General features: G+C 44.0%; 12 protein-coding genes. 2 read left to right on the top strand and 10 right to left on the bottom strand.

The window, feature by feature from the left end; all coding sequences use genetic code 11:
- Positions 1–16: 16 nt before the first annotated feature.
- The 7 genes from cypB to ACY3LV_RS18370 all read right to left on the bottom strand — a co-directional run bounded on the left by cypB (position 17) and on the right by ACY3LV_RS18370 (position 7,034).
- Positions 17–3,181 (bottom strand): bifunctional cytochrome P450/NADPH--P450 reductase CypB, encoded by a 3,165-nt coding sequence (gene cypB / locus ACY3LV_RS18400; RefSeq protein ID WP_464864274.1) that lies wholly within the window; start codon positions 3,179–3,181, stop codon positions 17–19.
- An 18-nt stretch (positions 3,182–3,199) separates the two neighbouring features.
- Complete coding sequence (fatR, locus tag ACY3LV_RS18395; RefSeq protein ID WP_464864273.1) at positions 3,200–3,790, bottom strand: transcriptional regulator FatR; 591 nt, start codon at positions 3,788–3,790, stop codon at positions 3,200–3,202.
- 222 nt (positions 3,791–4,012) lie between these two features.
- Positions 4,013–4,555 (bottom strand): class I SAM-dependent methyltransferase, encoded by a 543-nt coding sequence (locus tag ACY3LV_RS18390; RefSeq protein ID WP_148962142.1) that lies wholly within the window; start codon positions 4,553–4,555, stop codon positions 4,013–4,015.
- Positions 4,556–4,742: 187 nt separating this feature from the next.
- On the bottom strand, positions 4,743–4,901 hold the full coding sequence (locus ACY3LV_RS18385; RefSeq protein ID WP_003229817.1) for a hypothetical protein: 159 nt from the start codon (positions 4,899–4,901) through the stop codon (positions 4,743–4,745).
- Between the two features lie 157 nt (positions 4,902–5,058).
- Complete coding sequence (locus tag ACY3LV_RS18380) at positions 5,059–5,208, bottom strand: YrzI family small protein (RefSeq protein ID WP_087992248.1); 150 nt, start codon at positions 5,206–5,208, stop codon at positions 5,059–5,061.
- A gap of 394 nt (positions 5,209–5,602) precedes the next feature.
- Complete coding sequence (locus ACY3LV_RS18375; RefSeq protein ID WP_087992460.1) at positions 5,603–6,403, bottom strand: formate/nitrite transporter family protein; 801 nt, start codon at positions 6,401–6,403, stop codon at positions 5,603–5,605.
- 262 nt (positions 6,404–6,665) lie between these two features.
- Complete coding sequence (locus tag ACY3LV_RS18370) at positions 6,666–7,034, bottom strand: Na-translocating system protein MpsC family protein (protein WP_024714924.1); 369 nt, start codon at positions 7,032–7,034, stop codon at positions 6,666–6,668.
- 315 nt (positions 7,035–7,349) lie between these two features.
- On the opposite strand from ACY3LV_RS18370, the gene fdhF reads away from it, so the two are divergent.
- Positions 7,350–10,292 carry a formate dehydrogenase subunit alpha gene (gene fdhF, locus ACY3LV_RS18365; RefSeq protein ID WP_464864284.1) on the top strand — a complete coding sequence of 981 codons (2,943 nt, stop codon included), beginning with the start codon at positions 7,350–7,352 and terminating at the stop codon, positions 10,290–10,292.
- 18 nt (positions 10,293–10,310) lie between these two features.
- Complete coding sequence (locus ACY3LV_RS18360) at positions 10,311–10,793, top strand: helical membrane plugin domain-containing protein (protein WP_464864272.1); 483 nt, start codon at positions 10,311–10,313, stop codon at positions 10,791–10,793.
- Between the two features lie 36 nt (positions 10,794–10,829).
- Here ACY3LV_RS18360 and ACY3LV_RS18355 read toward each other — a convergent pair whose 3' ends face one another.
- The 3 genes from ACY3LV_RS18355 to ACY3LV_RS18345 form a co-directional block, all read right to left on the bottom strand.
- Positions 10,830–11,060 (bottom strand): YrhC family protein, encoded by a 231-nt coding sequence (locus ACY3LV_RS18355; RefSeq protein ID WP_333561354.1) that lies wholly within the window; start codon positions 11,058–11,060, stop codon positions 10,830–10,832.
- An 82-nt stretch (positions 11,061–11,142) separates the two neighbouring features.
- Positions 11,143–12,282 carry a bifunctional cystathionine gamma-lyase/homocysteine desulfhydrase gene (locus tag ACY3LV_RS18350; protein WP_333561355.1) on the bottom strand — a complete coding sequence of 380 codons (1,140 nt, stop codon included), beginning with the start codon at positions 12,280–12,282 and terminating at the stop codon, positions 11,143–11,145.
- Between the two features lies 1 nt (position 12,283).
- Complete coding sequence (locus ACY3LV_RS18345) at positions 12,284–13,207, bottom strand: O-acetylserine dependent cystathionine beta-synthase (RefSeq protein ID WP_148962145.1); 924 nt, start codon at positions 13,205–13,207, stop codon at positions 12,284–12,286.
- Positions 13,208–13,256: the final 49 nt, after the last annotated feature.

The raw sequence follows: 13,256 nt of genomic DNA, 5'->3' as shown, positions 1-13,256 counted from the left end.
CGGGATTTGATTTTTATTACATTCCTGTCCAAACGTCTTTACCATATCGTTTTTGGTCTTGCAGATTTTGCAGCCATTCAGCTGATTCTTCCCGGCTCGCTCCTTTTTCAGCTTCATACGCCAGTCGCAAAGTATTCTCTACATCGGGAGCCATTCGCGATCCATCACCGCATACGTATATGTGTGCCCCTTTTTCAATGAGTGATATCAATTTCTGCGTATCTTGTTTGAGCAAGTGCTGGACATAATCTTTTGGTTCGTTTTCGACGCGTGAGTAGCATCGGCGGATTGTCACCAAACCATCCTGTTCCGCTTGATCCAGCTCTTCTCTGTAAAGATCGTCATGATCGGGGTGCCGGCAGCCGAAGTATAAAAGAGCTTCACCAAGCGCGCTTCCTTCCTTCTTCAAAACAGATCTTGCCTGAATAAAGCCCCTGAATGGCGCAATTCCTGTACCCGGCCCGACCATAATCATAGGCGTTTCAGGATCATCCGGCATCTGGAATCCGGATTGCGGTGTTCGGATGAAACAGGCTGCTTCATCACCTGTATTCAGCTCTGCTAAATAATTAGAAGCAACGCCCCGGTATTCACCACGCCCGCTCCAAGCTGAGGCTTTAACAACGCCTACTGTCATGCTCACGATATTGGCCTGGACCTTCGGTGAGCTTGAAATGGAATAATATCTCGGTTTTAGTGATGGCAAAAGTTCTAAAAACCGCTCAAACGGCATTTCGCAAGCAGGGTAATCCTCTAAAAGATCAAGCATGGTGAGACGTTTTGCCAGTACCTGCTCTTTGTAAATGCCACCATCTGAAACGAGCTGTTCCAGTTCTTTTTTGTGCGGCGGACAGACTGTATAAGAAGCCAGCTCCCGCAGCTGAAGCCTTGAAGCCGGGTCCTGCAGCTCCACATAGGACGCCAATACATCCGCCACTTTAATCGGCCGATCCATCGGAAGGTGAGCCATATGAGGGCTTCCGCTCATTTTTATGACATGATTGGATTGCAAACCGAATCGGCTCAGGACCCGCTGAACAAGTTCCCGGCTGTTTTGCGGCAGAATTCCGATATGATCGCCTTCTTGATATATTTTGGCGTCAGGAATTTGCAATTCAATATGGCGGGTAGAACGCGGACTATCTGCTGTCTGGAGCTCCCGATTCTCTAACACAATCCCTTCAAACGCGCCATATGCTTTAGCAAGCGGCGTTTCTGTCGCTTCACTGAGAAAAGTAATGGATAATGAAGGCCTGTCTTCTTTCTGAGATATTCCGTTTATATCAAATGCGTCCATCGTTTCCTTCCAGAAACGGTTTTCCCACGACTCGCGATGGCTTTCAAAATCATCGGCGGCATCGCCTTCCCCGATGGTTGTTAAACGTGATGCGCCTTTTGCTTGCATCATGTCATCTATGAGTCGGGGAATTCGCTGATACGTGCTGGCCCAGCTCCGGTTTCCGCAGCCGAATACCGCATAGGAAACACCTTTCAATCGGCCCTCCTCAAGCTCCTCCAGCCACTCCACAAAGCCGGCAGCATTATCAGGCGGCGCCCCATTATAAGAAGCCGTAACAATGACCACGGCACCTTGGTCAGGAAGCTTGTCAATATAATCGTCAAGCGGAGCGATTTCAGCTGTAAAGCCCAGCTGGCGGCCGTAAGCAGACAGTTCACCGGCTATTCCTTCCGCTGTTCCAAGATTAGAACCGTAAAGAACAAGTAAAGGTGTGCCGTGTTTAGGTTTTGTTTCTTTTGGCTTCGTTTCTGTTTTGATGTCAGCCTGTTCTTTTCTTTGTACGTTGATTGCTGCTGTTTTCCGCGGTTTCACAGTAATTTTAAATTCATCCGGCTTGATCGTTAATGCCTCTTTGATTTTCAGTTCGTATCCAGTATGGTTCATCAAATCAAAATGCTTTAATACAAGACCTAGAACCATCGTCGCTTCCTGGAGAGCAAACTGCATGCCGATACAAGCGCGCTGTCCGTTTCCAAACGGCTTATACGCATGGTGAGGAATGCGCGAAGGGTCTTCAAACCGTTCCGGACGAAAATTTTCTGCATCTTCGCCCCAAGCGTTTTGATCCCTGTGCAGTTTCGGAATCAAAACGGTGACAGGCTGCCCTTTGCTGATTGGGTATTCTCCGCCTAAAACAGTATCTTCCTTAGCGTAGAGAGAAAAGGCTGGAGCTGTTGGGAACAGTCTTAGCGTTTCATTTAAAACCATCCGAATGTATTTCAGCTGCTGGATTTGTCTATATTCCGGCGTGTCATCCGTTAACACGCGATCTGCTTCCTCTTGCGCTTTTTTCAGTTTTTCCGGATGTGTAAGCAGACAGTAAATCGCAAAGGAAAGCAAACCGCTTGTTGTTTCATGCCCTGCAATCAAAAATGTGATGATTTGGTATCGAATGTTTTCATCATCCAGCGTTTCACCTGTTACAGGATCTTTTGCATAAAGCATGAGTGATAGAAGATCTTTAATGTTTTCATCCGGGTTCGCTTTTCGCTCCGCTATCATTCTATCTACAAGGGAGTTCATAACTTCTATATCCTTTTGGAACTGCAGCTTTGTTTTCACCATCACCTTATCTTGCAGACCCAGTCTTTTCGATTGATTCATCGCCTCTTTTAAGGCACGGAGCATACTGGTGATAAACGGATGCTGTGAATCACGGTAAAAGCTGTTGAAACGGTAGTTAAACCCGCATAACCCAATCGTATCAAGCGTCAGACGGGTCATGTCGTCCGCTACATCAATTTCTTCATTAGGATTAAGCCGGCTCCATTTTTGAATCAGCTGGGTTGCGATATCCAGCATCATAGAATGATAGCTTTTCATCGCTTTTTGACTGAAACTCGGCAGCAGAATGCGATGGGCTTTTTGCCAATTCGGCTCATGCGTCCAGCTTGTAAATAAGCCGTCTCCGCCAAACTCGCGCACCTTTAGCAAGCCTTTGCCAAGATTTTTATCAAAACGGTTTTCATCACACACTTCAGCCACAAGACTGTGACCGGATACAAAAACACTGGATACCCCCGGAAAATCGAAACGGAAAATCGGCCCCAATTCATCTGCTATCTTCCATAATGACTGAGAAAGCTGCTCTTTTTCCAGATGCGGAAGGTTTTTTAAAGGTCCGTATGTTTTGGGCTGAGGTATTGCGCTTGCCTGTTTCATCAACATCTTCCTTTCCTATTATTTTTGTGAAGTAAATGAATGAAGCTTAATGGCGTCCCAGCAGCATTGTTCCAATTCAGTCCTTAAATCCAAGTCCATCTCTATATCACCCGTTTGGACGAGCTGATATATCTTGAGAAACGCCCCTAACACAATCGCAATTAACACGTTTGAGGGCAGGCTGCGAATTACACCTTCCGCTTTTCCCTTATTAAAATAGTCATCAAGCATTTGAGTCAGATTTTCTATCATTTTTCTGCTTGTGGCATTTAAGTAATGAGCGTCTTTCTTCGTTTCAAGAAAGAAAAGCGCATAGTCGCTCTCTTTTGTAAATTGAATGAGACAGCAAAATACATGGTGAAAGCCTTCTCTGACAGTCAATTCCGAAAAGTCTTGTTTCAGCTTTTCCATAAAGCGCTGAATGCTTTCTTGAAACAATACGTTGACGAGTGTTTCTTTGCTGTCAAAATAGCGGTAGATTGTTCCTGTCCCCACATGGGCTCGTTCAGCTATCATTGGGATAGTGGTAGCGTCAAATCCCCTCTCTGTAAATAGTGAAACCGACGCTTTCATAATCATGTCGTATTTACTGCTGGATGCGGATAACATGGAATGTTAGTACCTCCGATTCGTTGCGGAATGAATATTCATTCCTTTTGTTCATAATGAATACCTGACCTGTCTAATATCACCTCTTTACCCTTTCTTATGATATCAGTTTATATGAAAAAAACTTTTTTTAATATAAAGTATATGCAAAAAATAAAAAATTAAGAAAATATACCCAAACCCCAAAATAAAGGCTCTGGATATATTTCCCGAGAAATGATTTTATTTAACAGCCACAATGCAAAGACAGGAATCACGCCTGATGATAGAAAGATCCCTGAAATGCTGATCTTCCAGCAGCTGAATATACATGTTCTCTTTCTCACCGGTATTTGTATCAATATTGATGTAAAATTGGCCGTCAATTTGAAGCACACGGTAAATTTCCCTTAATGCAAGCCTAATATCAGTACAGCTCTGAACCGTATGTAAGGAAAACACTTTATTAAAGGTACGGTCATCAAAGGGAATGTTCTCGGGATAGCCATGAAAAATCTCCCCTTTCCCCATGTTCTTTCGATTTACGCGTGATATTTGCCTTACCTTTCGCTTTGAAGGATCAATGCTTTTTAAGCTTCCCTTTTCTAGTTTCTCGGTTATGTTCTTAAAAACAGTGGCATTTCCGATTCCAATTTCTAAAATTCTGTCATTTTCTTGTATGTCTATAGAGTCAATCATCATATGCTCAATTGTTTTGGTTTGCTTATATTTCCGAGAAAATAATTTAAAAAGATTCAATTGTTTATAGAGTCTATTTTCTAGCATTTTAAACACCTGCTTTTGGTTTCCTATGTTTATTTATTATATTCGAAAAATAAACATCATCTTCATTTCCAAATGGGAATGAAGATATCAACTAGACGGCAATGTGTTTAAAAATGTTTCAATAGAACTGAACTTTTTCGTTTTTTCCAGCAAAAAAGCAGAAAACAAAATGTTTTCTGCCCTCTTTCTAGTGCCAATGATAAGGGAATACATACAACCTTTGCTGCTGCATGGCCATCAGCCTCTGCTGACGGAATGGATTTCCATAACCATGTTTGAAGGAATGCGGCATGGACGCATAACCATGGCCAATCGACGGCAGCCTTTTCTGATAATCGTTCATCATGCCATCACCTGCCTTACCGTAACGTTGATTTATCATATGCAGGCAGACATTTTCTTGACAGCTGTTTCGCTAAACTTGGTCCTTCTCCATCGTATAATGCATTAATAATTCCATTCTAAGCATATGTCATCTCCCCCTTCAGTTTTTTCATTGCTTTTTAGCGCCAGTTTGTTAAATAAAGATGCTTTAACTGAGACTCTTTCATTTCATCATAAATCTGCTCAATCTGCTGTTCTCGTTCGAATTCTTCCGGGTTTTTAAACCGTTTGTTAATCGTTAACGTTAAAAAGAATAGGTTAATCGTCATATCGCTCACCCCCTTTCAAAGTCCGCTTCAAGCGAAATAACCCGCGGCATCATTTCTTCTGCCGCGGGCAAATAAAAACCGCAGACAAAAGAAGACACCTAACCAATGCCTCTACTGCCTGCGGGGAGTTGCGTATGTCCGTCTATTCCGAATTTAATACGTGCGATAAGCATCGGTTAAGGAAGGACACGAACTCTTCCACAGGCTGAATGAACCATGAATTTTTTCTTGTGTATCACGTACAGGTTGACGTCGTTGTCTCATTGTCATTTTGTTCAGCCTCCTTTGCTTTTTTCTTCCTTTGTAAGTATATCCACCAAATTCCATTTTGTAAACATCTTTTTCTAAAAATGGACTGAATTTGTACGTTTCATCGAGTGGACTTGCCCTTTATTCATGATACCTGCTTCATTTCTTTTCTGGAGCGGTCTTTCTTATGATATCCAATAAAATAAATGAGGCCGACAAACACCGCTCCACCGATGACATTGCCGATAAAAGCCGGAATGATGTTTCCGATAAACTGCCCCCACGTGAACGAGCCTGCAAAGATGGCTGCGGGAATCACAAACATATTGGCGACAACGTGCTGAAATCCGATTGCCACAAAAGCCATAATCGGGAACCAAATGCCAAGGATTTTCCCTGCTCCGTCTTGGGCTCCGAAAGAAAGCCACACCGCAAGACATACAAGCCAGTTACAGCCGATGCCGGAAATGAGAACCTTGCCGAAGCTCATATCAAGCTTTCCTTGCGCAACGGCGATCGTTTTTTCTAAATAAGGGCCTGTTTCAGTCAACCCAACCAAATGCCCGAAAAAGTAGGCAACAAACAATGCGCCGATTAGGTTCATAATCGTGACGATTCCCCAGTTAACCGCCAATTCTTTTACTGATATTTTTCTCGAAAATAAGGCCATCGCAACGGACATCATATTTCCTGTGATCAACTCAGCGCCAGCGAGCACCACAAGGATCAGACCGACAGGAAATACGGCAGCCCCGATAAGGCTGGAAAGGCTTCCCCATTCTTTCGGCAGGTCGCCGATTACCCTGATATCAAGCAAGTACCCGAGCGCGATAAATGCACCGCCTAAAAACCCCAATACAAGCAGAGACGGTAGCGGAAGCTTTACTTTTTTCATCCCTGCTTCAATTGCTGCATCCGCTATTTCATCCGGTTTTCGAAAAGCCATACTAAAACCCTCCATTATTTCTTCTTTTCTCACAGTTATGGCAGAAAGGCAATAAAAAAAGGCAGCACTCAAATAACCTGTGTCAACCAGGCGTTTGAATGCTGCCTAACTTGTATGCATACCCATACAACAATATCAAGCAGAATTTAAGATATTGAAAGAGAATATATACAGTTCGTGCATACATTCCATTGCTTTAAGGCTTCTATAACTGTAGCCACATCATATCAAATGTGACAAATTTGTGTCAATGACAAATGTGCTAGCTTTGCAGGGCTTCTTTTTGATCATCTATTTTTTGGTCAAAGACAAACACAGATACAGCGATATTTTCCTCAATTTTTATATCAGAAAACAAATGGACTAGCTTAGCCCCAATCAGCTCTTCCATTCCTTCCGGCGTTTGTTTGGAATAAAGGTCTTGAATCAGGCTTGTCCGGGCCGCATGTACCATTTCTCTTCCTTCAGGTGTGCGGGCGATAAACTGTTCGCTTGCACTCAGATTTCCGTACAGTGTTGAGACTGCCATGTTTTCTACAAATACAGTATGAATCCGTTCAGGCCCTTTGCCGAACAATTCTTTACGAAGTTTTCGAATGATATCATTGAACTCATGAATTTTTTTAGACATGCTGATTACCCCTTCCGATATTGCCTCGTAAGGCTTTTCCCGGTTCCCCTCAGGACATTTCACTTGGTTAAAATTTTCCTGTTATATTGTATTATAATAAATATCACTTTATAATAAAAGCAGTGTTGATGGATTTGTAATAGGATTTTGTTATAAGTCTATCGTTTTATAAAAATCAAGGATTGGTCTGTTAGTAAAGACTTGCTAGTGAACTATTCCGCCATGTGTGTTTACACCTTCTTAGCATTAAGGACAGGTGTATCTATACATGGCTTTTTTTGACTTCTTGAAAGAAAGATGGAGGGGAATATGAATATGATGGACGTTACGTCGATCAGTGTCCGTGTAGACGGAACAGAAATTCAAGCACGAGCAGGGGCCACAATTTTAGATATTTTAAATGAAAACGGGATTGAGTACCCACAGATTTGCCACGTTCCAGAGGTTGACCCGCTTCAAACTTGTGATACTTGCATTGTAGAAGCAAACGGCAAGCTGGTTCGTTCATGTTCTACTGTCGCGGAAAATGGAATGTCAATTGACCTTTCGGGAAATCGGGTGAAAGAAGCGCAAACCGAAGCGATGGACCGCCTTCTTGAAAATCATTTGCTGTATTGTACGGTTTGCGATAACAACAATGGGAACTGTACGCTGCATAACACAGCGGAAATGATGGGGATCGAGCATCAAAAATACCCATACACGCCAAAAGAAGATCCGTCTTGCGCGGTTGATATGTCTCATCCGTTTTACCGCTATGATCCAAACCAATGTATCGCCTGCGGCCAGTGCGTTGAGGTATGTCAAAACCTTCAGGTAAATGAAACCCTCTCAATCGACTGGGAATGCGAACGTCCTCGCGTGATTTGGGATGAGGGAGTTTCGATCAATGAATCTTCTTGTGTCAGCTGTGGCCAGTGTGTCACCGTATGCCCATGTAATGCGCTGATGGAAAAATCAATGCTCGGGCAGGCTGGCTTTATGACAGGCATCAAAGAGGATGTCATGGAACCGATGATTGATCTCGTAAAAAACGTTGAACCCGATTACGGCAGCATTTTTGCCATTTCTGAAGTCGAAGCGGCTATGCGTGACACGAGAACGAAAAAAACAAAAACTGTGTGTACGTTCTGCGGTGTCGGATGTTCTTTTGAAGTATGGACAAAAGGACGGGATATTTTAAAGATCCAGCCTGTTTCCGATGCTCCGGTTAACGCGATTTCTACATGTGTCAAAGGAAAATTCGGCTGGGACTTCGTCAATTCTGAAGAGCGGATCACAAAGCCTTTAATCCGTAAAAACGGGGCTTTTGTTGAATCTTCTTGGGAAGAAGCCCTCGATCTTGTCGCAAGCAGATTAGGATCAATTAAGGAGCAGTACGGCAAAGGTTCTGTCGGATTTATTTCCTCTTCTAAAATTACAAATGAAGAAAACTATGTCATTCAAAAATTAGCGCGTCAGGTATTTGAAACAAACAACGTCGATAACTGCTCACGCTACTGCCAGTCTCCTGCTACAGATGGATTGTTCCGCACTGTCGGGATGGGCGGGGATGCCGGCACGATTAAAGATATTGCCAAAGCCGGTCTTGTCATCATTGTCGGCGCCAATCCGGCGGAAGGGCATCCGGTGCTTGCAACACGTGTCAAACGGGCGCATAAGCTCCACGGTCAAAAACTGATCGTTGCCGACCTGCGTAAAAATGAGATGGCGGAGCGGTCTGACCTGTTCATCAGCCCTAAACAAGGTACAGACCAAGTTTGGCTGATGGCTGTAACAAAATATATGATCGATCAAGGATGGCACGATCAGGCGTTTATTAATGATAACGTGAATTACTTTGAAGATTATAAAGAAACACTTCAAACCTATACGCTTGATTACGCGGAACGCATCACAGGCCTTTCAAAAGAAAACATCATTCGAATTGCCGAACTGATTCGTGACGCTGACGGCACTTGTGTCCTTTGGGGAATGGGTGTCACACAAAATACAGGCGGTTCTGGTACGTCAGCAGCGATCTCAAATCTGCTTCTCGCTACGGGCAACTACCGCCGTCCGGGTGCCGGCGCTTATCCTCTGCGCGGACACAATAACGTTCAAGGTGCTTGTGATATGGGAACATTGCCTGGCTGGCTGCCGGGATACCAGCATATTACAGATGACAATGCCCGCGCTAAATTTGAAGAGGCTTATGGTGTCACGATTGACGGAAAGCCTGGTTTAGATAATATTCAAATGCTTCATTCCATTGAAGAAGGAAAAATGAAAGCTATGTATCTTGTTGGCGAGGATATGGCACTTGTCGATTCAAACGCGAACCACGTACATGATATTTTATCAAGCCTTGATTTCTTCGTGGTTCAGGACATCTTCCTGTCAAGAACTGCTCAATATGCCGATGTCGTCTTGCCGGCCACTCCTTCACTTGAGAAAGACGGCACATTTACCAATACAGAACGACGCGTTCAGCGTTTATATCAGGCGCTTCCGACGTTTGGTGACGCGAAACCGGACTGGTGGATTATTCAAGAGGTGGCAAACCGCTTAGGAGCCGGCTGGAATTACAGCCATCCTAGTGACATTTTCTCAGAAATGGCGAGCCTTTCCCCTCTGTTTGGCAAAGCAAGCTATGAGGTTCTTGAAGGCTGGAACAGTTTTCTATGGGGCAGCTTCTCAGGTGAAAGCACACCGCTTCTATATGAAGACGGATTTAATTTCCCTGACAAAAAAGCCCGCTTTGCCCTTTCTGATTGGACTGAACCTGCCGCTTTTCCGGAAGAATATGATCTTCACATTAATAACGGACGTATGCTTGAGCATTTCCACGAAGGAAACATGACAAATAAATCGAAAGGCATTCAAGCAAAAGTGCCGAATGTATTCGTTGAAATTTCGCCTGAGCTTGCCCAGGAGCGCGGTATTTGTGACGGTTCACTGGTTCGCCTCGTTTCTCCGTTCGGAGCAGTCAAATTAAACGCGCTGATTACAGACCGCGTACGGAAAAATGAACTTTATCTGCCAATGAACTCAACAGACAAGGAATCAGCGATTAACTTCCTGACAGGGCCTGCGGCTGATAAACGCACGAACACGCCTGCTTATAAACAGACGAAGGTACGCATGGAAGTGCTGGGAGGCTGCGAAAGTACACCGCTTCCTAAAACAAATCCGCGTAACAAGAAACGGAACCCGCAAAACGGCGTCGAGGCAGAAAGAAAATGGAATCGTCCGGGCTATGTTCATCTAACTGATTAAACGAAAGGGGGACAAAAAATGGCTACTCCGATTACAACGATCAAAAAAGAAACAAAAACACCGGAGCAAATCAAGCTTGAAAAAATTGAGGAGCTGAAAGGGCTGCTGGCGGAAAATGAGGATGCTGTCTCGAAAACGATGACGTTAATGAGTGAACTGAATGAACTTGGACTCTTTGATGCGGCGGCAAGTATGCTGAGGGCGAAGGAAGACATCGCCAAGATTGCACTAGGCCAAGTCTCGCGTGAGCCTGTCACCAACCTCATCAACACGATGATGGCTGCCGGAGGCGCATTGACAAAAGCCAATCCTGAGTTTACAGGAAAGCTTTTAGAAAGCGTAATGGCAGGAACCGAACAGGCGCAAAGCTTTTTAAAAGAAGACAAGAAAGTCGGGATTCTCGACCTTCTAAAAGCAATGAACGATCCTGATATCAACAGAGCCGTCGGCTTCGGCCTTCAATTTTTAAAAGGCATGGGAAAAGAACTGCAAGAGAAATAACAAGAAACAGCCATCGCTGAGTAGATGGCTGTTTTTTTATTCGTCGGCTTCTTCCAAACGCTTCTTGTAAATCAATGAACGATCTACGCAAAAGAAGGCGCCGGCTAAAAATACGCAATCCGCTAAAAGCATCATCGATTTTTGGACTAACGTTAAGCCTTGATCGGGGAGAACTGCGCCTATATATAAAAAAGTGCTGACTGCAAGCAACGTAAAAGCAAAATGCTTGTAATCTTCTTTTAAAGATTTCATTCTATTTTTATTCAAATGAATCACCTGCCAGATTCGTAGTATACGACTATTATAATATAATCTGGCGGCTTACAGAGAAAGTAATTGTATCCATTTGTTATATATTTTTAAGTGCTTGCTCAATATCTTCCAGCAAATCTTCTGCATCTTCAATTCCTACAGAAATTCTGATTAAACCATCCGTAATACCGAGTTCAAGCCGGCGTTCTCTCGGAATAGAAGCATGTGTCATTCTTGCCGGAACAGAAATTAAGCTTTCTACCGCGCCCAGGCTTTCAGCAATGGTAAACAATTTCAGATTTCCTAAAAATGCATCAACCCGCTCTTCACTGCCGATATCAAAGGAGATCATGCCGCCGAAGCCGGACCCTTGCGTTTTTGCAAGCTCATGTCCAGGATGATTTGAAGAACCGGGATAATATAACGTTTGAACAGCAGATTGATTCTCAAGGAAACTTGCGATTTTTCGCGCATTTTGATCGATCGCTTCCATTCTGAGGCCCAATGTTTTGATTCCTCTCATTAACAGCCAGGAATCTTGCGGGCCAAGCACACCGCCTGTGGAATTTTGCACAAAATGCAGCTCTTCTCCAAGATCTTTCGAAGCTGTCACAACTAAACCGCCGACGACGTCACTGTGTCCGCCAAGATATTTAGTCGCACTGTGAAGCACGATATCAGCCCCTAAAGTAAGCGGCTGCTGAAAATAAGGGGTGTTAAAGGTGTTGTCTACGATAAGAAGTACACCGGCTTTGTTTGCGATATCAGCCATGAGCGACAAGTCGGTGATTTTGAGCAGCGGGTTTGTCGGTGTCTCAATATAAATGGCTTTCGTGTTAGGACGAATCGCCTTTTTAACTTCTTCTCTGCTGCTTGTATCGACAAATGTTGATTCAACGCCAAGACGATTGAGCACCTTTGTCATCACGCGATATGTTCCGCCGTACACATCATCAGTCAAAACAACATGATCCCCGCTGTTAAATAGCATCATAGCCGCTGTAATGGCAGCCATTCCAGAACTGAATGCATAACCTGCTTCCCCGCCTTCCAGCTCTGTCACAAGCGCTTCTAAAGCGGCTCTTGTCGGATTGGCCGTTCTTGAATATTCATAGCCTGTATGCTGTCCTGCTTTCGGCTGCTTGTAGGTGCTTACTTGATAAATAGGCACGGAAACTGCGCCTGTTTTCTCATCACCTGTGATTCCGCCATGAATCATCAATGTTTTTTTCTTCATATCAGATGCCTCCTTCATATATTTGTTTGCTGATATATCGGTCACTGCTATCAGGAAATACGGTGACAATGTTTGTTCCTGCAGATGCTTTTTTCGCTTCCTCCAACGCTGCATAAAGTGCTGCGCCTGAAGAGCTTCCGATCAGCAGACCTTCTTTTTCTGCCGCTTCTTTCACAAGTCTAAATGCATTCTCATCTGTTACGGTGTATATCTCATCAAAATGGCTCTTATTCATATATTCGGGGATGAACTCCATGCCGATTCCTTCTGTTTTATGGGCGTGGGGCTCTCCTCCGTTTAAAATGGAGCCCTCCGGTTCGACAATCACTGTTTTAACTGCAGGATTTCTTTCCTTTAAGAAGGAAGAAGTTCCTGCGAATGTGCCCCCTGATCCTGCCCCTGCGATAAACGTATGAACCTTGCCGTCAAGCGCTTCCCATATTTCAGGCCCAAGTGTCTTATAGTAAGTCGATGGATTTACTTGGTTTTTAAATTGCAAAACGCAATAAGAATTTTCAATTTCCGTCTCCAGCTGTATGGCTTTTTGAATAGCTCCCTGCATTCCATCCTGACGCGGCGTATGAATGATTGATGCTCCAAGCGCTCGCATAATTTGCTGTTTCTCTGTGCTGAAATGTTCAGGGACACAGAACATCGCTTTTAACCCATATTTTCTGGCACTCAGCGCTAGGCCGATTCCTGTATTGCCTGCCGTAGCTTCTATAATCACTCCACCGGGATTCACCTTGCCTGACTCCAGCGCGTCACGGATCAGCATATCTCCCAGTCTGTCTTTAATGCTTCCGCCGGGATTCATCATTTCAAGCTTTGCATACACTGCGACTCCTTCAGGAACATCAAAGTTCTTCAGGCGAAGAAGCGGTGTGTTTCCAATCAGCTCGGTGATGTCCGTTATAACAGTCATATATGTCCTCCTCCTTGATAGAGGTTGTTTTTAGGGAAAACGGAGGAGA

Source organism: Bacillus sp. 11C, from assembly GCF_055486375.1.
The sequence above is the reverse complement of the archived record's forward strand: the minus strand, read 5'-3'. Positions and strand labels throughout refer to the sequence as shown.

Coding starts and splice junctions, on each gene's coding strand:
- cypB (WP_464864274.1), bottom strand. CDS start 3,181: ATGAAACAGGCAAGCGCAATACCTCAGCCCAAAACATACGGACCTTTA.
- fatR (WP_464864273.1), bottom strand. CDS start 3,790: ATGTTATCCGCATCCAGCAGTAAATACGACATGATTATGAAAGCGTCG.
- ACY3LV_RS18390 (WP_148962142.1), bottom strand. CDS start 4,555: ATGCTAGAAAATAGACTCTATAAACAATTGAATCTTTTTAAATTATTT.
- ACY3LV_RS18385 (WP_003229817.1), bottom strand. CDS start 4,901: ATGATGAACGATTATCAGAAAAGGCTGCCGTCGATTGGCCATGGTTAT.
- ACY3LV_RS18380 (WP_087992248.1), bottom strand. CDS start 5,208: ATGACGATTAACCTATTCTTTTTAACGTTAACGATTAACAAACGGTTT.
- ACY3LV_RS18375 (WP_087992460.1), bottom strand. CDS start 6,403: ATGGCTTTTCGAAAACCGGATGAAATAGCGGATGCAGCAATTGAAGCA.
- ACY3LV_RS18370 (WP_024714924.1), bottom strand. CDS start 7,034: ATGTCTAAAAAAATTCATGAGTTCAATGATATCATTCGAAAACTTCGT.
- fdhF (WP_464864284.1), top strand. CDS start 7,350: ATGATGGACGTTACGTCGATCAGTGTCCGTGTAGACGGAACAGAAATT.
- ACY3LV_RS18360 (WP_464864272.1), top strand. CDS start 10,311: ATGGCTACTCCGATTACAACGATCAAAAAAGAAACAAAAACACCGGAG.
- ACY3LV_RS18350 (WP_333561355.1), bottom strand. CDS start 12,282: ATGAAGAAAAAAACATTGATGATTCATGGCGGAATCACAGGTGATGAG.
- ACY3LV_RS18345 (WP_148962145.1), bottom strand. CDS start 13,207: ATGACTGTTATAACGGACATCACCGAGCTGATTGGAAACACACCGCTT.